General features: G+C 60.4%; 19 protein-coding genes. 7 read left to right on the forward strand and 12 right to left on the reverse strand.

All coding sequences use genetic code 11. The features are described 5' to 3' along the window. Positions 1 to 9: 9 nt before the first annotated feature. The 3 genes from PE066_RS00580 to PE066_RS00590 all read left to right on the forward strand — a co-directional run bounded on the left by PE066_RS00580 (position 10) and on the right by PE066_RS00590 (position 2,446). Positions 10 to 1,188, forward strand: a complete 1,179-nt coding sequence (locus PE066_RS00580) for a MerR family transcriptional regulator (RefSeq protein WP_271234633.1) — start codon at positions 10 to 12, stop codon at positions 1,186 to 1,188. Positions 1,189 to 1,207: 19 nt separating this feature from the next. Further along, on the forward strand, positions 1,208 to 1,567 hold the full coding sequence (locus PE066_RS00585; protein ID WP_271234634.1) for a hypothetical protein: 360 nt from the start codon (positions 1,208 to 1,210) through the stop codon (positions 1,565 to 1,567). Between the two features lie 456 nt (positions 1,568 to 2,023). Continuing rightward, positions 2,024 to 2,446, forward strand: a complete 423-nt coding sequence (locus PE066_RS00590; RefSeq protein ID WP_271234635.1) for a VOC family protein — start codon at positions 2,024 to 2,026, stop codon at positions 2,444 to 2,446. 205 nt (positions 2,447 to 2,651) lie between these two features. Here PE066_RS00590 and PE066_RS00595 read toward each other — a convergent pair whose 3' ends face one another. After that, complete coding sequence (locus PE066_RS00595) at positions 2,652 to 3,224, reverse strand: hypothetical protein (RefSeq protein ID WP_271234636.1); 573 nt, start codon at positions 3,222 to 3,224, stop codon at positions 2,652 to 2,654. A 134-nt stretch (positions 3,225 to 3,358) separates the two neighbouring features. Here PE066_RS00595 and PE066_RS00600 point away from each other — a divergent pair, with 134 nt between their 5' ends. The 4 genes from PE066_RS00600 to PE066_RS00615 all read left to right on the forward strand — a co-directional run bounded on the left by PE066_RS00600 (position 3,359) and on the right by PE066_RS00615 (position 9,568). Further along, positions 3,359 to 5,587, forward strand: coding sequence for a YjbH domain-containing protein (locus tag PE066_RS00600; protein ID WP_271234637.1), 2,229 nt, complete (start codon positions 3,359 to 3,361; stop codon positions 5,585 to 5,587). Between the two features lie 125 nt (positions 5,588 to 5,712). Continuing rightward, positions 5,713 to 6,873 carry a polysaccharide biosynthesis/export family protein gene (locus PE066_RS00605; RefSeq protein WP_271234638.1) on the forward strand — a complete coding sequence of 387 codons (1,161 nt, stop codon included), beginning with the start codon at positions 5,713 to 5,715 and terminating at the stop codon, positions 6,871 to 6,873. Between the two features lie 44 nt (positions 6,874 to 6,917). Further along, positions 6,918 to 7,316 (forward strand): arsenate reductase/protein-tyrosine-phosphatase family protein, encoded by a 399-nt coding sequence (locus PE066_RS00610; RefSeq protein WP_271234639.1) that lies wholly within the window; start codon positions 6,918 to 6,920, stop codon positions 7,314 to 7,316. Further along, positions 7,313 to 9,568, forward strand: a complete 2,256-nt coding sequence (locus PE066_RS00615; RefSeq protein WP_271234640.1) for a polysaccharide biosynthesis tyrosine autokinase — start codon at positions 7,313 to 7,315, stop codon at positions 9,566 to 9,568. Before PE066_RS00610 ends, PE066_RS00615 begins: the two co-directional genes overlap by 4 nt. Before the next feature lie 56 nt (positions 9,569 to 9,624). Here PE066_RS00615 and PE066_RS00620 read toward each other — a convergent pair whose 3' ends face one another. The 11 genes from PE066_RS00620 to tviB form a co-directional block, all read right to left on the reverse strand. Next, positions 9,625 to 10,743 carry a glycosyltransferase family 4 protein gene (locus PE066_RS00620; protein ID WP_271234641.1) on the reverse strand — a complete coding sequence of 373 codons (1,119 nt, stop codon included), beginning with the start codon at positions 10,741 to 10,743 and terminating at the stop codon, positions 9,625 to 9,627. Then, positions 10,740 to 12,131 carry a phenylacetate--CoA ligase family protein gene (locus PE066_RS00625; protein WP_271234642.1) on the reverse strand — a complete coding sequence of 464 codons (1,392 nt, stop codon included), beginning with the start codon at positions 12,129 to 12,131 and terminating at the stop codon, positions 10,740 to 10,742. The genes PE066_RS00620 and PE066_RS00625 overlap by 4 nt, the downstream gene beginning before the upstream one ends. Before the next feature lie 52 nt (positions 12,132 to 12,183). Then, entirely contained in the window at positions 12,184 to 13,086 is a 903-nt protein-coding gene (locus PE066_RS00630) for a GNAT family N-acetyltransferase (RefSeq protein WP_271234643.1), read from the reverse strand. 1 nt (position 13,087) lies between these two features. Continuing rightward, positions 13,088 to 13,978, reverse strand: a complete 891-nt coding sequence (locus PE066_RS00635) for a hypothetical protein (protein WP_271234644.1) — start codon at positions 13,976 to 13,978, stop codon at positions 13,088 to 13,090. A 2-nt stretch (positions 13,979 to 13,980) separates the two neighbouring features. After that, positions 13,981 to 15,123: a hypothetical protein gene (locus PE066_RS00640; RefSeq protein WP_271234645.1), complete on the reverse strand. Its 1,143-nt coding sequence runs from the start codon at positions 15,121 to 15,123 to the stop codon at positions 13,981 to 13,983. A 153-nt stretch (positions 15,124 to 15,276) separates the two neighbouring features. After that, positions 15,277 to 16,527 (reverse strand): O-antigen ligase family protein, encoded by a 1,251-nt coding sequence (locus PE066_RS00645; RefSeq protein WP_271234646.1) that lies wholly within the window; start codon positions 16,525 to 16,527, stop codon positions 15,277 to 15,279. 137 nt (positions 16,528 to 16,664) lie between these two features. Beyond that, positions 16,665 to 17,249 carry a hypothetical protein gene (locus PE066_RS00650; protein WP_271234647.1) on the reverse strand — a complete coding sequence of 195 codons (585 nt, stop codon included), beginning with the start codon at positions 17,247 to 17,249 and terminating at the stop codon, positions 16,665 to 16,667. 4 nt (positions 17,250 to 17,253) lie between these two features. Then, positions 17,254 to 18,519 (reverse strand): lipopolysaccharide biosynthesis protein, encoded by a 1,266-nt coding sequence (locus PE066_RS00655; RefSeq protein ID WP_271234648.1) that lies wholly within the window; start codon positions 18,517 to 18,519, stop codon positions 17,254 to 17,256. A 367-nt stretch (positions 18,520 to 18,886) separates the two neighbouring features. Beyond that, positions 18,887 to 19,840, reverse strand: a complete 954-nt coding sequence (locus tag PE066_RS00660; protein ID WP_271234649.1) for a Gfo/Idh/MocA family protein — start codon at positions 19,838 to 19,840, stop codon at positions 18,887 to 18,889. A 16-nt stretch (positions 19,841 to 19,856) separates the two neighbouring features. Further along, entirely contained in the window at positions 19,857 to 20,960 is a 1,104-nt protein-coding gene (locus PE066_RS00665) for an NAD-dependent epimerase/dehydratase family protein (RefSeq protein ID WP_271234650.1), read from the reverse strand. Between the two features lie 23 nt (positions 20,961 to 20,983). Then, entirely contained in the window at positions 20,984 to 22,261 is a 1,278-nt protein-coding gene (gene tviB, locus PE066_RS00670) for a Vi polysaccharide biosynthesis UDP-N-acetylglucosamine C-6 dehydrogenase TviB (protein WP_271234651.1), read from the reverse strand. Position 22,262: the final 1 nt, after the last annotated feature.

Below are 22,262 nucleotides of genomic sequence, written 5' to 3' on the forward strand. Positions count from 1 at the left end.
GACCCTCCCGTGCTCACCAGCAAGGAAGTTCTGGAGCGGACCGGCATCTCCCGGGCCACCCTGAACAACTACATCGCCACCGGCCTGATCCCCAGGCCGGACGTGCAGCCGCCCGGCCCCGAGCATGGGGCGGCGCCGCGCATCGGCTACTTCCCGGATGGCACGGCGGAGCGCATCGCGGAGATCCAGCGCCTCAAGCGCGAAGGCTGGACGATCGCCCGCATCGCCGCCCATTTCGGTGGCACGCCAGCGCACCTCGGCGCGGCGAGCGGGATCGGCGGCCTGCCCCGATCCGACGCACCCGAACCCGCGGCAAGGCCCGATCTCCTGCCGGCCACCGCCGTGCCGCAGGTCGGCGCCGCCGCAACCGAACGGCCCGACGGCGACCCCGCCGCAAGCACCCAGCCGCACCGCACCACGCCCACTCCCGGACATCCGCCCCTCGCCCTGGCCACCCCGCCCCTGCCCTCGCGCCAGTCTCCCGCCCCGATCCTCACGCCCGTCGTCGTCCTGGTCAGCACCCTGCAGGACGCCGGCGACCTGTGGCTGCAACTGCCGGCCGGCGAGTACTTCGAGCTGGTCAACGAGATCTGGACCGAGCTCGATCGCATCTTCGTGCGCCACGGCGGCCGCCACGGCAGGCACCCGGGCGAAGGCATGGTCTGCCACTTCCTGCCGCAGCCGCCGGCCAGCTACCTGTGGAACGCACTGGCCGCCGCGCACCAGGCGCGCCAGGCGATGCGCCAGGTCAGCAGCCGCTGGCAGGCGCGCAAGGGCTGGGACCGGGAGTTGTGCATGAACACCGGCATAGACGAGGGCCAGGAGTGGCTGGGCCCCCTGCGCCTGTCCGAGCCGCTGGAGCTGACCGTGGTGGGCGGCGCCGCCGACCATGCGGCGCAGCTCTCGCGCAGCGCCCGGGGCGGCGCGATCTGGATCACCCGCAACCTGGCCGGCAAGCTGGCGCCGCAGGAGCGCTCGCGCATCGATTTCGGCGTGCCGGGCCACGCGGCCGGCCCCGAGCCGCGCCGCCTGCTGGCCAGCTTCGCGCGGCTGGAGGAACTGGCCGCCCTGCAACCCCACCCTGCCGCCGTCCCGCCGGCGCTGGCCTTGCTCGCCGTCACCGAACTGCTGGACCTGCGCGACGGGCCGGCAACCCCACCTGGATCACCCCGCGAGGGCGCCGTCTGAGCGCCCCAGAGGAGCAACCATGCGCTGGTACAAGCCCAATCTCCGCAACAGCCTGCACGCGATCTTCAGCGCCAGCCTGGGCGCACGGCGCGAGGAGGACGACCCCGTCACCCTCGTGACCATCGAAGACATCCGCGAAGGCATGCTGGAGCTGCTGCAGGCAGAGACGTCCGAACGCGCCACCACCGTGCGGCGGCGCATCCGCTACGCCGTCAGCGTCGAGTCGCTGTGGTTTCTGCGCGGCGAGCTGATGGCCGTGCTGTCGCGAAGCCGGGGCGAATCCGCGGCGCTGGAGCAGATCGCGGCGATCAGCGACATGTTCGATGGGCTGCTGCCGGAGGGGTTGCGGTCGCGGCCGAGTCCGCTCGGGCGCGGCTAGGTTCAAGGGCACCAACAAAAAAAAGCCCGGCAGGGGCAAGCCCCTCGCTTAACTTACAGGGGCCGAAGAATGTCTTTTCCAGGGCCCAATCCAGAGCGCCGCTCGGCCGACTCGAGCCCCTCCCGCTTCGGCCCGGGGGCTTCGCTTTGGGCGACGGTGTTATGCAGCAGACGACCCAAGAGGGAGTCTGAGTCCTGAAACCTCCGGTGGGGGGGAAAGGCTCTTAGGTTCCCAAGGAGCTCTGGCTGCCTGGAGCTCGGTAGAATGGAGGGGTCGAAAAAGACAGGCCGGTATGGTTAGTCCGGCCATTCTCCCCGGGAGAATTCTGCGCCGGCTTGCCGGACCCGCGACCTTCACCTGAAGTGGCAACACTTAGGAGGCGGGTCGTGCTGTCGAGTGCTATACGGCTCCATCAGGTGATGTGGAAATCACACCTTCACTTTTATGGAGTACGTCATGAAGCCACGAATCACCGTCATTACCCTCGGCGTCCAAGACCTGGAGCGAGCAGTCGCTTTTTATCGCGATGGGCTCGGGCTGCCTACCAGCGGAATCGTCGGGCAGGAGTTCGAGAACGGGGCGGTGGCATTTTTCGACCTGGAAGGCGGGCTCAAACTCGCGGTGTGGCCTCGGGTGAGCATGGCCGCTGATACGGGCATCCCGCTGGGAGCAGGAGGTCCGCTCGAATTCACCCTCGGTCACAACGTTCACTCGAAGAGCGAAGTGGACGCCGTGTTGCAGCGAGCCACGAGAGCAGGCGCCACCTTGGTGAAGGCCGCGGGAGAAACCTTCTATGGGGGCTACGCTGGCTACTTCATGGACCCTGATGGACACCTTTGGGAGGTGGTCTACAACCCCGAGATGCTGCCGCCCAATTAGGGTTACGCCTAGAGTCGGTCGCCTCCTCCGGAATCCGAGGCGTCGGAGTTGCCGGCGGCGACGCGATTGGAAATACCAAGAAAACTGCCCCGTAAGTCGTTGAACTTACGGGGCAGCGTGCCGAATCAGGCCCTGCTTTTCAACAGTTTAAGCGAGGGGCTTGCGGCAGAGGCCGGGCTTTTTTTCGCAAGTCGAAACCGAACGATCAGCTCGCGCCGGTGGGGGTCTTCACCGAGACGGTGCCCACGGTCTGGCCACCGATCTGGATCGAGCCACTGCTGGTGATCACCACCGAAATCGAGACCGGCGTGGACGTGGAGCCGCCGATCGTGATGGTGGACTGCACGGTCGTGGAGCTGCCGTTGGCGGGCTGGTTGGCCGTGTCCAGGTCGATCGCAAACGGCAGCGCAGGCGCCGGCCCGGTGGGCACGGGGGTGCCGCCCGCGTCGGTGACGTCGAAGATGATGCTGCTGAAGGTCACGGTGCCGGTAATGGTGTTGTTGTTGCCGTCCTTCAGCGTGAAGCCGTTGCCGGCCGTGAACGTCAGCGTCACCGGGCCCGGCAGGGGCACGCCACTGAGCGTGAGGCCATTGGGGAGGGTGATGGTCTGGCCGACGAGCGCCTGGGCCACCAGGGGACCGGTCGTTGCACTCAGTGTGATGGCGCCGATATCGACCGCCACCGGCGTCGCCGGAGCGCCGCCACCACCACCACCGCCGCACGCCACGAGCACCGCCACCAGGCAGGCGCCAGCAGCCAACTTCCAAGAACGCTTCATGTTCCTCATCCCCATTTGATCGATCCAGCTGTAGAGCTTACCGTTATTCGTATCAGAACGTAAATAGGGGTGAGCGCGGCACGGGGGCAAGACGGCCGAAATGTGACTCATCGGTAACAATCACGGCCTTCGCCATGCGCGTACCGAAAAGAAGTCAGCTCACTGCGATCGCGCTTGGCCTGGTGGCCCTGCGCGCGGCTGCCGCCGTGGACACCACGATGACGCCGGCCGGCTACACCGGCCTGGGCATCACCCCCAACGCCCACCTGCTGGGCTGGGGCCGCCTCGAGGCCACGTACGACAACCAGTTGCCCGGCGTAGTGGCCAACACCCGGGGCCACAACTACGTCGTCGGCTTCGGCTTGATGCCGAACCTGGAGATCAGCGGGCGCCTCGCCACCAATACGCTTGATTCGAATTGCTTCATTGCGCCAGGCTGCGGCGTGCGTGACCTGTCAGGCTCCGGCAAGGTGGCGATCGGCCTCGATGCAGCCAACCGCTTCCGTATCGCCGCGGGTGCAACGGACGTCGGCGGCGCCGCCACCAACTTTCGTACGTATTACGGCGTCCTTACGTACAACGAAGGCCCTGTAGAAGCCAGCGTGGGATGGGCGCGTCGCTCCGGTGCCCGCGCCGGCGGACCGCGCTCGCCGCTGGATGGCCCCTTCGCCGCCGCGGCCTGGCAACCCTTGCCGCTGGTGCGCGGACACGTGGAGTACGCCGACGGCAATGCCTGGGCGGGCGTGCGAGTGTTCGCCCCGAGCGAGTGGCTGCCGGAAGGCTGGTCGCTTTCCGCCGGTGCCAACTTCCGGTTGAACGAGAACCGGCTGACCGAACGCGCGTGGTGGACCACCTCGCTGTCGATCCCGCTGTACAAGGTGCCGGCCTTGCCGGGCACTCGCAAGGCGCCGCTGCCGCCCCTGCAGCCAGGACAGCACCCGCTGCCGGCGTACGAGGCGCGTATCGCCGCTCCCCTGGACGCCGAGCGGACCGAGGCGCCCTCCTCTCGTGCCCAGGCCGATGCCCCTGCACAAGCGCCGTCGGTGCCTGGCCCAAACCCCCAGCCCCTCACCGACGACCGCCTCCACGCCCTGGGCGAAGCCCTGCAGGCCAAGGGCCTGGAAGACATCTGGGTCGGCCGCATGCCCGATGGCACGGTGGCCGTTCGCGCCAACAACGCCAGCTACGCCTGGAACGCGCTCGATGCCCTGGGCGCCGCGCTCGGCGCCATTGCCCGCGGCCTGGGCGACAGCAAGGCCGGTTATCGCCTGGTGCTCACCCAGCGCCAGTTGCCCATCGTGGCCGTGACCGGCCAGGCCGACTGCCTGCGCGAATGGATCGAGCAGCCCACCAACAGCTGCACGGCCGGCCAGCTTTCGACGCCCGGCACGATGCCGCTGGACCCCCTGCACGAAGGCGCCAGCTGGGTGGTGCAGCGGCAGAAGCCCGCGTGGCAGACGGTGCGCGTCAGCGTCAGCCCGGTGCTGCGCACCACCGTCGGCACGGAGGTCGGCGCCCTGGATTACCAGGTGGGCGCCAACGTGAACGCCCTGCTGCCGCTGTGGCCCGGCGCCAGCGTGGACTGGGGTGTGAACATCCCGCTGGCCCACTCCGACGATTTCGAGGCGCGCGGCGTCTTCGCCAACCGCCGCATTCCGTCCGGTACGGAGCGGCTGGCGTTCACGCAGACGGCCCGCATTCCGCTGGAGCGCTGGCTGGCGGCCGGCGAGCAGCGCCGCTGGGGCGGCGGCGCCCTGACGGCGCAGGCCACGGTGGGCCGCATCGGCAGCTTCTATGACGGCGCGCTGGGCGCCCTGCGCTGGGAGCCGGGCGAAGGCCGCCACCGGCTGGGCGCCGAGGCCGGCCTGTTCCGCAACAACGCCTTCGACAACGGCCGTGGCCCGCTCGGCACGCTGCGCCGCGCCGCGCCGGTGCTGGGCAGCTACCGCTACAGCTTCATGCCCACCCGCACGGACCTCGAAGCCACCGCCGGGCGCTTCATGAACAACGACCGCGGCTTCCAGGTCGGATTGCGCCAGTGGTTTGCCGACACCGCTGTCAGCATCTATTACCGGCGCACTTCATTCCCCGGCCAGTCCCTGCGCCAGATGGTCGGCATCACCCTGTCGCTGCCGATCGGGCCGCGCCGCGACTGGCAGCCCATTCCGCACGTGCAGGTGGGCGGCACGCCGCGATTTACCCATCGCGTAGAAACCGTGATTCGCGACAAGGCCAACCCCCTGTCGTTTGGTCACGGAATGCACCCCCCCACCTCCGGTCTGGACGCTGTCTTCAACTCCGACCGCGCCAGCCTTGTCTACTTCGAAGACAACATGCGCCGCATCCGCGATGCAGCCCGTTAGCAGCGTGGCCGCCACCATGAAAAAGTCCTCATCTGCGTCGCACCTCCCCCGCACGGACGGCGACTTACCTCATCCGTAAGCTAAAGTCCGTTCTTGTAACCAGATCATTCAAGAGATTTCCTGACATGCGCAAAGCTGCATTCGCCGCGGCCGGCCGGCGCGCGGCGCTCGTGCTCATGGCAGCCTTGTACGGCTGCGCCGTGGTCACCACCCCCGGCTTCGACTACGCCGACCCGAAGACGCGCACCAGCGTCACGCTGGGCCAGTACGTGCCGGGCGACGTTGACAACCCGCCGCAAGGGGTGGTGATGCCGATCACCCAGGCGCTCGTGCGCGCGCAGGCTGAGGCGGGACCCAAGACCGTTTCTGAAAACGTGCAACGGCTATTTGCCAATCCGAAACCCTACACGATCGGCGAGCGCGACGTCATCGCGATCATTGTCTACGACCATCCGGAATTGCTGCCTGCAGGCGGCACGGTAATCAATCAGCAGCCCGATCCCACCGGGTTAGCCGCGGCGCCCGGCTTCATAGTGAGCGCCGACGGTGAAGTGACTTTCCCTTACGTAGGCCGGGTGAAGGTCGCAGGCCTGACGGAAATCGAGGCCTCCGAGCTTTTCGCGAAGCGGCTGGCCAAGTACATCAGGGATCCCCAGATCACGGTGCGGCTTCAGTCTTTCCGCAGCCGCCGTGCGTACGTAGACGGCGAGGTTCGCACGCCGGGACCGCAGATTTTCACGGATGTTCCACTCACGCTGCCGGAGGCGATCAATCGGGCCGGTGGGATTACAAGCGCAGGAGATCGATCGAACATACTACTGACCCGCCAAGATCAGTCGACCGTCATCGACTTAAAGCGATTGCAGGAGCTGGGCGTCAATCCCAACCGCATCCTTCTGCAGCCTGGCGACATGGTCACTGTAGCCAGCCGCGACGAAAACAAGGTTTATGTGATGGGTGAGGTGCTGCGGCCCTCTGCTTTGCCCATGCACAGCGGCCGGCTGAGCCTGGCGCAAGCGCTCGGCGATTCCGGCGGGCCCAACCTGGCAACTGCCAACACGGCCCAGATATATGTGATCAGGAAGAACGTGCAGGGCCAGCCCGTGCTTTTTCACTTGAACGCCTCAGCACCCACAGCCTTAGCGTTGGCCGACATGTTTCAGCTGCAGCCACGCGACGTGGTGTACATCGATCCCGTACCCCTGGTTCAATGGAATCGGATCATCAGCCTGATCCTGCCAACTGCCCAGACCGTCAACATTGGGCAGCGGATTGGGGGCCAGTGAACTCAATACTTGTCCTGTGCGAAGGAAACATCTGCCGAAGCCCAATGGCCGAGGGGCTGTTGGCGCGGGCGCTGCCCGAACTCAGGATCCGATCTGCTGGTCTGGGCGCGCTTATCGGTCACCGGGCTGACGAAACCGCGATTCACCTGATGGCGGAACGACAAATCGACATCTCCTCGCACATCGCGACTCAGGTCACCCGAGAGCTCTGCCTGGCGGCGGAACTGGTCCTTGTCATGGACCACACCCAGCGCCGGCGCGTCGAGGATCTGTATCCGCAAGCTCTTGGGCGCGTGTACCGGATCGGAGAGTTCACCAGGCAGGACATACCCGACCCCTATCGGCAGCATCAAAGCACCTTCCGTCTCGTGCTGTCGATGCTGGAGGCCAGCATCGACTTGTGGCTTCCACGTATCCAGAAGATTTCCAGAGTTCGCTCATGAACGCACCGCTTTCACTGACCAAGCCGCTGCACGTCGGCCAGCCGCAGCCGAGCCCCGAAGACGACGAGATCAATTTTTCTGAGTACATCGATGTCATCGTCGACAACCGATGGCTGGTAGCGGCTATCACGGCGCTCATCGTCCTCATCGGAGCTGCCTATGCGACCCTCGCCAGTCCGGTGTACCAAGCCGATCTGGTCGTGCAGGTCGAAGACGGAAGTTCGGCCAAGAGTCTGCTCGGCGACGCTGCCAGCGTTTTTGAAGCTAAGACGGGCGCCAGTGCGGAAATGGAAATCCTTCGCTCTCGCCTGGTGATCGGCCAAGCGGTTGATACCAGCCTGCTCTATATCCTGGCCAAGCCAAATTACCTCCCGCTCATCGGCGAGTGGCTCGCCAAACGCGCATCCGGACTTTCCGATCCAGGCTTTGCCGGAATGCGAGGCTATGTGTCGGGCAAAGAGCGAATCGCGGTCGACGTTTTCGAGGTCCCGACCGCACTGGAGGGCACGACATTCAAGCTGACTGCCGTCGAGGATGGTCACTACGTGCTCTCGCACCCCAGGATCGACGGTGAAATCCGCGGGAAAACTGGAGCCCTGACGACCGTCACGACGCCGCAGGGTGCCGTCAAGCTGCTGGTGCGGGAGTTGCATGGCAAACCCGGAGCAGGATTCACGGTCCTGAGGCGGTCGCGGCTCGCCACTGTCGAAGACCTCCAGCAGCGCCTCAGGCTCGCCGAAAAAGGTCGCCAGTCGGGCGTCATCGAAGCGACCCTGGAGAGTGCAGATCCGCAGCTGCTGACGGTCATTCTCAATGAGATCGGCCGCCAGTATGTGCGGCAGAACGTGGAGCGCAAGGCAGCGGAGGCACAGAAGACGCTCGCGTTCCTCGACGCACAGCTGCCCCAACTCAAGAAACAGCTCGATCAGGCGGAAGATGCCTACAGCAGGTATCGGAACCAGCAGGGCACCGTCGCCCTCGATGAGGAGGCCAAGGTCATCCTCGGCAGAGGAGTCGAACTCGGAACAAAACTCCTGGAAGCCCAGCAAAAGCGGCGCGAGCTGATCGGACGGTTCATGCCTGAGCATCCTGTTGTTCGCACGCTCGATGAGCAGATCGCTGCCTGGAACCGGGAGATCGCTGCGTTGAACGACCGGGCACGCAAGCTGCCGTCGGTTCAGCAGGATGCGGTTCGGTTGGAGCGCGACGTCCGGATCAACGGCGAGCTCTATCAGCAGCTGCGCAACAACGCGCTGCAGCTGCAACTCGTGCGCGAAGGCAAGACCGGCAACGTGCGGATCATCGACGAGGCCGTTGTGCCGGAGCGGCCCATCAAACCCGCCCGGGCCCTGGTACTTGCCCTCTCAGTCGCTGTCGGGCTGCTGCTCGGCGTGACGGCCGCCCTGGTACGCAGCGCCATGTTCCGGGGGATTCGCGACCCGCAGGAGATCGAAGCGCACTCCGGAATGAATGTCTACGGCTCCATTCCGCTGAGCGCGCTGCAAGGCGCAATCTCCGAAAAGATCGCGCGCGGCTCGCCCGGCATCCATGTGCTCGCTCAGTCCGCTCCCCATGATTCCGCGGTGGAAGGTCTTCGCAGCCTGCGGACCGCTCTGCAGTTCGCCACTCTTGATGCCGGCAACAATCGAATCCTGGTGACAGGCGCCACCCCCGGAGTCGGCAAGAGCTTCATTTCCACGAACTTGGCTGCTGTCTTCGCAGCAGCAGGCAAACGCGTGCTGCTGATTGACGCAGACATGCGCAAGGGCTACGTGCACTCCTACTTCGGCCTGTCGCGCGGCACTGGCCTTTCAGAGGTGCTGGCCGGTCAGGTCTCTGTGACAGAGGTGATCCACCGCGCAGTCATGCCGGACCTCGATCTGCTCACCACCGGTGCGATGCCGCCCAATCCGGCCGAGTTGCTGGTTCGGCCCACGTTCGCTCAGATGCTGGACGCCGTGTCCGCGGACTACGATCTTGTCATTGTCGACACGCCGCCCGTTCTCGTTGCGTCGGACACCATGTCGATCGCTCCCCACGCGGCCACGGTGCTCCTTGTCGCACGCGCGGACCAAACGCAACTCGGTGAACTCAATGAGAGCGCACGACGCCTGCGGCAGGTCGGCACACCCGTGAGCGGCGCTCTCTTCAACGCCATGGACCTGTCGCGGCGGCACTATGGAAGCTACGGGTATCGCTACGGCGGCTACAAGTATCGCCAGTACAAGTACGAATCGGTGCAGCAAAACTGAGCCGACTCGCCGGCCACACGCGCAAACGCACGTGTGCCGTGGCCTCGATCTGAGAGCTAGCGAACGCCGAGTTCTTGCAGCATGCGCGCGTTCACCTGATGCACGTCGTACTTCGACTCGGCGATTTGCCGTGAGCGCTGCCCCATTCGTGATGCGAGTGTCGGATCCCCGATGAACTTGAGCATCGCAAACTCCAACGCATCCACCGATTTCACGGGAACCAGAAAACCGTTGTCGCCGTCGGTCACGGTCTCCCGACAGCCTGGCGCATCCGTCGTAATGATAGGACGCCCCATGGCCATCGCTTCCAGCACAGTCCGCGGCGTTCCCTCCCGATAGGACGGCAGCACGTAGACCGTGCATTCTCCAATTGCCGGCCGGACATCACTGAGCCGGCCGGGAAATTCGATGATGCCGTCAGCAATCCAGGCTTTCAGCTCGTCTTGTTCTATGGCGTCGGGACTCTCGTCTATCCAGCCGACGATAGTGAAACTGACGTCCGGGTTGTGTACCTTCACTCGGGCCGCGGCATTCGCGAACTCCCGCACGCCCTTGTCACCGAGCAGACGAGCAATGAGCAGGAAGCGTACCGGCCCGGACGGAAGCGGCACAACGGAAAATTTCGCAGTATCGATTCCCGAACCGTTGACAACGCACGTCGGCACATGGGACGGCACTATTCCTATTTGACTGAAGAGAAGCCGATCATCGGAATTCTGGAAGATGACGCAGTGGACTCGTGATAAAGCCACGGCGTACATGCGCTTGACTAGGGAGTGAAGTCGCCCCCGGCGCCCCTCGCCCATGAATGCGTAGCCAAGTCCGGTGATGAGCGCAAGACGCCGGGGAACTCGCGCCAACCACGCCGCAAGGGTGCCGTATATGACGGGTTTGATCGTGTAGGAAAGAACGCAATCGGGGCGGATGCGTCTGAACAAGGACCAGAGATCCACCAATGTCCGCAAGTCGGCAACCGGCTCCGTACCCGTGCGGCGCAAGCGATAGTCGTGCGCAACCACTCCCATGCGATCAAGAGCGTTGCGAATGGGCGTTCCCAACGCCAGCCCAGGGGCGGCCACATGCACTTCGACTCCGCTTTCGAGAAGCGCGCTGATGAGCGCCCCCCGGAAGTCGATGATGGAGTCCGGGAAGCTGGCAACCAGGATAATCTTCACGGCGCCGCGTCCGGTGCGACGAGCGCTTCATCGGCGACTCTCGCCGGCATGGTGTTCTTCACAATGCGGAACTTGCCGCTGCGTTCCCGCGGAATATCGTCAACGCACTCCAGCGTGACTTGCATGGTGTCGCCCAAGCGCAAGCGCATTTCCTGCAGAAAGCGCGTCCGCTGCTCGCTGTCAAAGCGCTCATTGGCCACGACCTTGACGTGAACTGCTGACTCAGAGTCCTGCAACACCTGGAAGCAGACGATGCCCGCTACGTCCTTCGTGCAATTACTGACATTGCCCAGATTGACCCGACCGGTGTCAGGTGACCAAATGAAATCGCTCGTGCGGCCTTCAATCCACTTCACGATCGGGGATGACGATCCGCAAACACAACGCACGTCTGACGGAGCCAAGGCAATCCGATCCCCGATGCGGTATCGAATCAGGGGCGTGCCGTGCGTGGTAAATGAAGTCACAAGCATTTCCCCCTCAATGGAAGGGCGCAGGCTCTCGTCAACAACCTCAAAAATACCGGTGAGCGGCTGAATGTGGAGACGTCCTTCGGGGCACTCCAGTATGAATGGCGCCCCCTCCGAAGAGGCATACTGATCGACCAGCCTGCAACCCAGCACTTCGCCGATCACCGCACGGTGAACGGGCAGGACTGTCTCCGCGGTCGGAAAGAACACACGCACGGCATGTTTAGCCTTCAGTCCGCGCTCTTTTGCGACCCGGCAGATCTCGTACACACTTGATGGAAAACCGACAATGAATTCCGGCGCAAACGCCTCGAGTGCGCTCCAGTAACTCTCGAAATTGGCTTGGTTGATATGGAACGTCGAGAAGAACCTGATCTTATTGATCAGATCGTCGCGATAGCAGCGACCCCTCTGGACGTCTTTGTCAGAGGCCAAGGATTTACCGCTGAACCACGCAGTCTTGGACCCGAGCCTGCACCCATAGCTCTCCCGAAACAGATCCAGTATGGCGAACCGCTCACGGGTATCGTCGTACGTGTAGAAAACCTTCATAGAGGCCCCAGTCGTCCCTCCGGTAAGACTGACGACGGCATCCTTGGCATCAATTGTCGCGATCTGATCCAGATGCTCGATCAGCATCTTTTTCTCCAGCACCGGGAAATCCGCGAGCGAAACGCCGTTCACTGCTCGATACCAGGCTGCTTTATTCTTCGCGAACAAAAGAAAGCGATTCAGGCGCGCCCTTGACTCCGCCTGGACATGCTCAGAAGATGCCTCCGCCATCCTGGCGTGGTACTCACGAGAAGCTCGGTACGATCCGGCTCTACGCATCCTGTGCAGCTTGGCGTTGTAAATGCTGATCGCAACGTCTTGCAACCAATAGGGCGCAACGCGTAAGAAAATGGCTTTAAAGCTCATCGACCTTGACCCCGCGGATTGTTCCGCACCACCACCTCAAGCACGGCCTCATTCATCCGTTCGCCTGCTTGCCGTGCCGCCGCCTGCGAGCCTTGTTGGCTGCCCGAACCAGCAAGTACACGAGATACGCCAACGGGCGACCCAGCCATCCGGTGCCGGCGACGGCAATAAACAGTGGATAGGACTCCACGCTGAAGCGGCTCTTGTAGTCCGCCGCACCCTTCCCCAGATCCAAGACGCCCCCCCGCAGAACACAAGCGTCGGCAATATCGAGCAGAAGCTGCATACCGGGAGAGTATTTTTGATACGCGCTGTCGTAGGTTGGCGTCATGTACACCAAACGGTTTCCGTCAACAATATGGCAGTGCGCCATTGCGATTGGACGGCCATCCAATCGCAACTCGTAGACAACGGAATCCGGAGCACGCACGACCTCGTCCAGTCGTGCCCGCAAGCGAGACCGGTGCCAGCGGGCACTCTTGCCTGCTAGCATGAAAGAAGCGTCGAGCATGCCTCGAAAATCCTCGAAGGAGGAGACGCTCATCTCACGACCTGCATACGAAACGCACTCGACCTTCCCAAGCTCATTGAGTTGGTTGCGGGCGCGCCGCAGGTTGTAGCGGGACTTGCCCTTCAGAAAAGAGCCCTGCTCATTGGTGGTCGCCGCGTAGCAGTCATAGAGAACGTCTGCGTACGCTCTAGGTGTTGCCTGCGAAAGGATGACTTCCTTGCCGCGCTCCGTCAGATCCAGAATGACGCTGAGGGTCGATCCCCTTACGAGCTCGAAAACACGCGCGGCAGTGCGCTCATTATCCATTTGCAAGTAGGGCAATAGGCGTTCCGAATTCACCAGCGTGAGGAGAGTATTGCTCGTGCCGATTACCCCGTAACTCTTCGACGTTGCCAGTTGATGCCTCTCTTCATCAACGAGGTTCAGTGTATGTTTCCAAAACATGTCAAAAGTCCAGCGTCAAAGGAGAAACCACGCTCACCCCATCCTGCACAGGCGCCATCCGGAGCAACGTCTGCAGAAAATCCATCAGCTGTGGGTGAAAAACAATGTTTTCGGGATGAAGCCATATGTGACTTGTCTCTCCGCGCTGTGAAGCCTCTGCAATCGAACGAGCCAAATAGTCCGAGTAAAGACCGAAGGCTACGGACGAATACTTCGGCGGAAAAAGCGGAATCGAGCCGCCAAAAAACCAGACCACCCCTTGAGCGTCACGCCGCCATGGGTTTAGCGAGGAAAAAGTGGACGCCCTCAGGCGCCTAAACGTTCGGATCAGACGGTTAATTCCATGTTCGGGGCTCTCGCGAGTTAGTCCAAGCTTAACAGCATGCAGCACACTGGCGCTCGCTGCTTCGTTTCGCGGAAAAATGATCCCAGGCTCATACTTAGATAGCCTGGAAAGCACGCGGGCCGCCTCCGTATACTCGTATATCAGCAAATCCTCAGGAACGTCTCTCCCTGCAGGCATGTGCGTGAGTCCGTGTTGCCAAACCTTGTTTCTCGGGTTCTTGCAAACGAGATCACCGATCTCGGGAAGATGAAATCCCTCGCCGTGCCTCCGCTTCCATTCCCTGAGAACAAATCCGTACCATCCGGCGGACTGTGGGGTGAAGCGGATTAAATGCTCCTCATACTCTCCAAAACACTCGGCCGGCCTCGAGAACAGACCTGTTATTGCAAAGGTTGCCCCTGCTCCGTGCGGCATCAATAATGCAGCGAGTTCCTTATAGACACGGAAGAGCGTCGTTTGATTGATTGCGTCGAATTTTGGACCGAGCACATCACAAGAACCCCAAAGTCCTTCACAATCGAGCGACAGAAAGATCTTGCCCGGCAATGTCACAGGACGCCCTCGAGAGATTGCGCTAGGATTGCCTCGCGCGTAAACCTTCGCGCTACGTCAGCTTTGAGCCTGCAAAAGTCGTGCTTGGCAAGCAGCTCAGCCAGGGCCTCTGTTTTCTCCGGCGCGAGCGAGGCGCTCGTAGGAATTTCCCGAACAATCTGGTGAATGTCGAACCCGTCCGGCGCCAGGGCAACCACCGGCAGACCTGCCGCGACATAGTCAAATAACTTTGTCGTCAATTCGCCTCGTGCTCGCGGATCCTTTCTGGTGATCACCAGCCCCGCATCCCAAGACGCACAAATGGAGAAGAATTTTTTCATCGAAACCGGAGCATGAACGCGAATAGCATTCGTTACTCCAGCCCGCTCAACGAATTCAAGAATATCCTCGCGCTTGTCAGAGGTGTAAATATCAAATTGGACGCAAACGTTCGACCGAGCTTTCAGCACCTTGAGTGCCTCTATCACGGGCCCGAAATCACGCCCTGCACCAGTCAATGAGCCAAAATATCCGAAAACACGGACCCCTGGCTGTCGATCATCGGGAACGACTTCAACCTTGTCTGCGCCGTTTGTGATGAGCTTTGATAGGCCTTTCCTCTTAGAGAAATCAATTAGTTGAAGGGAAACACCAGTTGAAACAAAACTCAGGACGTCGGCGCTCTTCACCAAATAACGCTCCAGCATTTTGGTGACAGGCGTAAAAACGTTGAAGCTGTAGTCCGCATCCAGTGTCCAGGCATCTCTGAAATCAACAAAAAGGACGCCCTTCAACATGAACTTGGCGCAAGCCGCTACAAATACATTGACGCCGCCAGGAAACGACCCCAAAACAATGCAACCTCGAAGCTCGGACCGGAGTCGCCACACCTTCGCCAAGAGCTTCAGTCCCGCGAGAAAATCTTTGTCAATCCCGCTGTACCTCAGAAAGGCACGCAACAAGCCAAGTCGGGACGAGTTGCGGTGTGCCGAAGCCCTGATCGCCCGCTTCGGGACTGGATCGCGGACGAAATGAACATGGACCCCTAGCTCTTGCCAGTTGCCACGGAAACCTGGATCGACGTACAAGCTGTCCTGATTTTCCAGCGTTATAACGTGTACTTCTCGGTCATTGCTGAAGTAATTTGCGAACGCAACCATTCTGCGCGCACCTGGTGAACTCGTAGGTGGCCAAACTGTAGTGACGAGCAGAATCTTGGACGAATGTTGCATTACCGCTGGAACTCCCTCAATACTTCAAGGCCTATTCGGCGGGCAGCGTGGGGCTCGGTGCCGATGAATGCTGACACAGATTTATAGCACCCCAGCCTCATTCTTTTCTTCACCCGCCTTTTTCGCGTAGAAATGCATTAGTACCAAAACAAAAAAAATGATCCAAAATTCTCTTTTCCGGAGATGATAGGTGTACGCCCACGAAACCAGCAGGCCCAAAAAAAGCGGAAGACTGTACCGGAGATAGAGCCCAAATGCATTGCGAGTTCGCACTCTTAGCCACGGTGCGACGAGCAAAAGCATGAAAATCACATAGAGCAAGAAGCCAAGCACCCCGCCATTGGCAAACATGGCAAGATACGTGCTATGAATTTCATATTTTTCAGTAATGTAACCTTGAACACCTCCAAGTCCAACTCCAAGAAACGCATTTTCTCTCAAGGCAAGAAACGTCGCGTGAATGTTCTCAGCCATGAATCCTTCAGAGAAATCATCAATCGCGTCCGAGTTGAATTTGCTGCTAAACCGCCATGCCATTCCAGAAACATTATCCATTCCCCACAGAAATGCCGGATAGCCAACGAGAAGCAACCCAGCGATCGCGAGCAACGTAGTAACTCCGTACTTCTTATCCCTCTTGCTTGTAGACGCCGCCATCGAAATCGTTAGCAAGAAGACGCCGAGCGCAATTCCTATCAGGGCCGCGCGCTTTAAGGTGAAAACCAGAGCAAGCACAATAATGAATAATATTGCCAAATTTCTCTTGTTTGCCCTAAGCAGCTTGGACAAAAAACCTGGAATTAAAATGGCAAGATATACGCCAAAAAAGGAGCCTGCCTGACCCGTATTGCGAAATGTACCGATCAAGCCAAATGTAGGATTCTCAATCAGGGTGGGCCAAATAAGAAAGTCGACGAGTCCCACTCCTGCCAAGATGCCACCGCTATAGAGGACCATCTGCAGCAGCAGTCGGGTTGCCCGCTCCGCCTCAACCCGACAGTAGAGGTTGAACAGCGCCAAAGACACTAGAAATCCGAACGCATGGACAACCAACTCCAGCGCGCCACGCGAAGGAAATCGAGAAAATACCACGCCGACCAGAAAGCAAAGCAAAAGTGGCAGAAACGCCAAATACTGGATCGGCATGCGCAATGTTGATTCACGCGCCAGCGATCGATCCGCGAACAAAAGGCCGATCAAGAGAAGACCAACGATATCCGCTACCGTTATTCGCCCTCCTGCGCCCGCCCCAGCTTCCCCGGCCACCCAAGTGACACCGGAAAACAAGAAGTAGATGAATGTCAAAAAAAGCAGGATGCTGCGGATTTTCATCTCATTATTCTGCGGTAGCAGTAGGTATGACATGCTGTCTTTAACATAATCGACTGCTGGCAAATTACCGCAAACGGCGCGTCTTCTTGATCCCGACCAGATCCACCTAGATGCCTTGCGCGAACGCTTACTCATTGTCAACTGCAACCATCAACGCGTTCAATTAATTTTAATACCCGGGCAGGCGCTCCGCCGATTAAACACGAGCCTTGAGCAAAGCTCGTATTCACTACGGCACCGGCTGCCACGATAGTTCCTGATCCCAGGACCACACCTGGCAATATCACCGCATTCATCCCAATCCAGCAATTTTCAGATATGACCACATCGCGCCCGTCTTCATGCTCCGCCAAACTGCCGGCTCTATGATTGGCGGTGATAATCCCAACATTTGGCCCGATGTAAGTTCCATGACCGATGTGAATACATGCCTTGAAATTCTGGAAGTAGGTGCCCGGTGACTGAAAATTGTTTAAATCATCGGGGTGAAAATATATATTCTCAGGAACGGATATGTGGCAAGTTAGCGCCGTCGGCCACGGCCTTGGTGGCGAGATTCTTAAAATGTTCTGAGTCCATATTGATCTGAGCGCCCAAACGAACCCGCCGAGGCTCTGATCAAAGTATCGACCTCTGAGATACTTGCGATCAAAAAAAAATGAGAGCATCAGAATCAGGAGCGGCCGCACGGAGCGAGCGATCTTCTTTAAAGCAGCTTGCATGATTTTATTTTGCCAGCATAACTGTCACCACTCCAGCCGCTCCCAGCCAACCAGCCAACCAAGGGAGTGAGCGCGTGGCGACAAGAAGTAGACTTCGCCAGGTGACCTCTGCCGCCCTAGCGAAAACAAACAGGCATACCAAATAGTAAGCGGCACTTGCCAGTGCATAGTATTCAGACAAGCGCGCCGAGGCGACTTCCGCTGCAATTGCTATTGCACCGAGCCGCAAAAGTAGTCCCGAGATCGTCAAGGCTAGCATGGCTTGTTGGCGTGAGCGAACATGCATCACCATCGAGATTGGCGAAGCCACGAACTGAAAGGCAAGCCAAGGCGTCATCCATGTGGCAATTTGGCCGGCACGGACCCACTCGTCGCCGAAGAGCTTAGGAAATACAGTTGGTGCGATGCAACCGACGAAAAGTATGGGACCGACACCAGTCTTGAGCAATCCCGACATGGTTTTCGCGGTGAAGGTGGCTAATCTTCCTGCCCGGGCCTCTTCCGCGGCCCGCGACAGATAAACCTGTGCGACTGCACCACCAACGAGGCCTATGGGTGCCTGCATCGAGCGCATGGCGAGCATTAGGAATCCCGCCTCAGGGCCAACTGCCATTGCGGCGATGATAACGAGGGGCAGTTGAACGCCAGCAGTGTTCGCCAATGCATCCAATGTTGAGTACTTGGGGAACCGTTTATACTCAAGAAATACCTGCTTCATCCCGGGGCCAGATATCTCGCGAATTTCGCAATCATCGCGTTTCAGGAGCGCCCGCCCGAGGGTCACAACCCCCGCACCACTACTGATTAGATGCCCCAGCAAGAGTCCTAACGGGGCTAGTCCGAGATAACCTAATATCACTTGTGATGCTCCCCCGCCCAATGCTTGGGTGAAGCGAGTTCGTGCGATTTGCTCGAAACGTTTCTTGCGAGTGGCCCAGTACTGCAAGGCCGCGTAAGAACTTATCAGCCAAACACCAACGGGCAAGAGCCACAGGTAGGGCAACAGTTTGGGCTGAGAAAGCAGTGAAGAGGCCTGGGACGGATACAGCAGCACCAAAGTAGCGAGTGCCGCGCTAACAAGCGCGGAACTGCACAGCGCCAAGGCGAGCAGGTTTACCGCCGATCGCTCTTCAACCGGCAGAGGAATGGCGATCTCCAACCGCAGCCCCGCAGCAACGGACGCAATCCCCACGATCGCAGCGTACACAGCCAGCACGCTGAAATCCTCGGGCGTGTAGAGTCGGGTGAGAATTGGCAGGAGCAGAATCATCAGTGCTTGGCCAGCGGCAGTTCCACCGACCAAAACACCTACTGACCTTAAGAACCCGTGCCTTGAAATACCACTCAAGAGATTTCGGATTCGTAACATGAAGCGTCTGACAGATTTGATGTCAAGCTTTGCTGACAAAGTGCGGAGTCGTCTTCTGCTCAATTTCGCTCAGCTAGCCGCATGTCAGCAAACTGAGTTTTTTATTTAGAGCATCAATGGGATCTGGCAGCGGAAAATAACGGTGCAATCCAAAATGGGATTTTGCTCATTCGCACGTCGAACTTATCGCCCGACTCTCCTATGACCCATCCGCAAGGAACTCGTCTTCGGCCGTCCACTGAGATCGCGCCTGAGCTCTAAATTAGAACTATGCGGCAGAGCGACTGAGGAATGGGTGATGGTCGCCACATAAGCCCGTCGGTTCCAAGTTCCGAATTTTTGTAACCGTTTCAATCGCGGTGCGGTTTGCGTCCAGTCCGAATCCGCGACCGGCAAGGATTTCTTCGTAGCTGCGGATGTGCAGATCCGTGAATCCCCCCGAGAACTCGATTTCTTCCCCATCGACAGTGATCGATCGGTAGGTTCGTTGCCCAGCGTTCAGCTGGGCTTCCGGCACGTCCTGCACGTCTACCGACAAGAACCAGCGCACGCGAGCGTGGTCGTACTCGAGGTACCCGCCGGCCTTCGTATCGGACGCGTAGTGAACGACGTTGTTCTGGAGGTTCCCAAAAATGAAGTGCAGCATGTCGAAGAAGTGCACACCGATGTTGGTTGCGATTCCACCGGACTTCTTCACATCGCCCTTCCACGACTGGAGGTACCAGTGCCCCCTGGACGTGATGTAGGTCAGGTCGACCTCGTGCTTGGTATCGCGCCTGCCGGACAACACCTTCTCGCGCAGCGCGAGGATTGCGGGATGGACGCGCAACTGGAGGATCGTGTTGACCTTGTGGCCCGTCGCTTGCTCGATCTCGAGCAGGCCGTCGATGTTCCAGGGATTGAGAACGAGCGGTTTTTCGCAGATCGCATCAGCGCCGGATCGAAGCGCAAAGCGCATGTGCGAATCGTGGAGGTAGTTGGGCGAGCAGATGGAGACGTAGTTCACCTGCTTCTCGTCGTTCGAGCGGCGCAGCTTGTCGATATGCCGGTCGAAGCGCTCGAACTCCGTGAAGAAGTCCGCGTCGGGGAAGTGGCTGTCGATGACGCCGACCGAATCGTTCGGATCGAGGGCCGCGACGAGGTTGTTGCCGGTTGCCTTGATGGCCTGCATGTGGCGGGGTGCAATGTACCCTGCCGCGCCGATGAGTGCGAAATTCTTCATTTTCAAGCTCCAGATTTCAGCGTGCTTCAGCCGCTTGCGCCGGCGCGTGCGTGACGTACCAGCCCAGTGCTTCTTCGATGCCGGCCCGCAAGTCATGCGTCGGCGAGTAGCCCAACAGCTCCCGGGCCTTTGAAACGTCGGCCTGCGAGTGGCGCACATCGCCCGGCCTGAACTCGCGATATTGGGGGGTTGCCGCCGGGTCCACGCCATGGCGAACGAGGTTGTCTCGCAGCAATCCGAACAGTTGGTTGAGCGTCGTGCGGTCCCCCACCGCCACGTTGTAGATTTGATTGCGCGCTTCCGGTGAGGCGCCAGCCGCCGCGATCAGGTTCGCCTGGATGGCATTCGCCACGTAGCAGAAGTCTCGGCTGGTCTCGCCGTCGCCATTGATGAAGACGGTCTCGCCGCGGAGCAGCGCGTCGGCCCACCGCGGGATCACGGCCGCGTAAGCGCCATTCGGGTCCTGCCGAGGTCCGAATACGTTGAAGTACCTCAGGCCGATGCTGTTGAAGCCGTAGCAACGCGCGAACACCTCGGCATAAAGTTCGTTCACGTACTTGGTTACCGCGTACGGACTGAGCGGTTTGCCGATCGTGTGTTCGACCTTGGGTAGCGCCGGGTGATCGCCGTACGTGCTGCTGCTGGCGGCGTAGACGAACCCGGCCACGTTCGCGTCCCTGGCCGCGACCAGCATGTTCAGGAATCCCGTGATATTGGCGCTGTTGCTTGTCACAGGGTCCGTCAGGCTCCGCGGCACCGATCCGAGCGCCGCCTGGTGCAGGACGTAGTCGACCGCAATCCCCTTTTCCGAACCGAGCGGCGGCATCGAGTACCAGAGCGCCCGCTGGCAGTCTTCCTGGTTGCGGGTGTCGCCCCTGTGCATCTGGAAGCGCGACCACTGCTCTGCTGCTACTCGGGTCTTGACCTCGTCGAGATTGCGCTGGTGGCCGGTCGAGAAGTTGTCCAGGCCAACCACCCTCTGGTTCAGGCCCAGCAAGGTCTCGAGCAGATTGCTACCGATGAAACCCGCCACGCCCGTGACAAGCCAGGTACGGGGGGTCTGCCTCAACTCCGCCCGCAGGCGTTCGTACGCATTTTCTTGGCTCGCTGCCGTGCTCATTGCGCTATCCCGCTCCCTGGCTGCTAAAGCCTGCAATCGGCCGCCCCGAGAGGCAGGATGCCTTTGACGTCGAACACGACGGCGTTGGGTTGGCCCAAGGCCCGGATACCGGACGCACCGAGTTCGACGAACTGCCGGTGTCCGACTGCGAGGACGATGGCTGCGTACTCACCTCCTCCGGGTAGTTCAGACAGGCACCTGATTCCGTATTCGCTCTCGGCTTCTTCCAGGTCGACCCAAGGGTCGTAGACATCGACCTGTGCGTTGTAGCCACGCAGGGTTCGCACGATGTCCGCGACCTTGGTATTGCGCACGTCCGGACAGTTTTCCTTGAACGTCAGGCCCAGCACGAGGATCCTCTCGCCCAGCACCGGCAGCCCCTTGCCCAGCATGAGCTTGATGGTCTCGTTGGCCACGTGCGCTGCCATGTTGTCGTTGATCCGCCGCCCGGCCAGGATGACCTCGGGGTGGTATCCGACTTCCTGCGCCTTGTGCGTCAGGTAATAGGGGTCGACACCGATGCAGTGTCCGCCGACGAGGCCGGGTCGGAAGCGCTGGAAGTTCCATTTCGTTCCGGCCGCTTGAAGGACCTCGAGCGTATCAATGCCCAGCCTGTGGAAGATAAGACTGAGCTCGTTCATCAGCGCGATGCTGACGTCGCGCTGCGTGTTCTCGATCACCTTGGCGGCTTCGGCCACCTTGATGCTGCTCGCCTTATGGGTGCCGGCCGTGATGATCTGCGCGTACAACCGGTCCACCGCGTCGGCGACTTCAGGCGTGCTCCCGCTGGTGATCTTCTTGATGGTGGGAAGCCGGTGCTCTTTGTCTCCGGGATTAATGCGCTCCGGGCTGTAGCCGCAGAAGAAGTCGACGTTGAACTTCTTGCCGCTGACCCTCTCGAGGACCGGGACGCACACCTCCTCGGTCGCACCCGGATAGACGGTTGATTCGTAGATGACTACCGCACCGTCGGGCATGTTCTTGCCGATGGTCTCGCTTGCCTTGACGAGTGGCGTCATGTCGGGGCGGTTGGCCTGGTCGACCGGCGTTGGCACCGTGACGATGAAGATCTTGCAGGCCTGCAGTTCAGTGGGCTCGTTTGTGTACCGAAGGTGCTTGGCCTCCCCCAATTCATCGTCGCTCACTTCCAGCGTGTGATCCTTGCCGGAGCGAAGTTGCGAGATGCGGGAAGCATGGATGTCGAAGCCAAGCACGTTGCGTTTCTTGCCGAACTCCACGGCTAATGGAAGCCCGACATAGCCGAGACCAATGACGGCGATGTTTTCGTCTCTGAGGTTCATT

The sequence above is a fragment of the Ramlibacter tataouinensis genome, assembly GCF_027941915.1.
Taxonomy (GTDB): Bacteria; Pseudomonadota; Gammaproteobacteria; order Burkholderiales; family Burkholderiaceae_C; genus Ramlibacter; species Ramlibacter tataouinensis_C.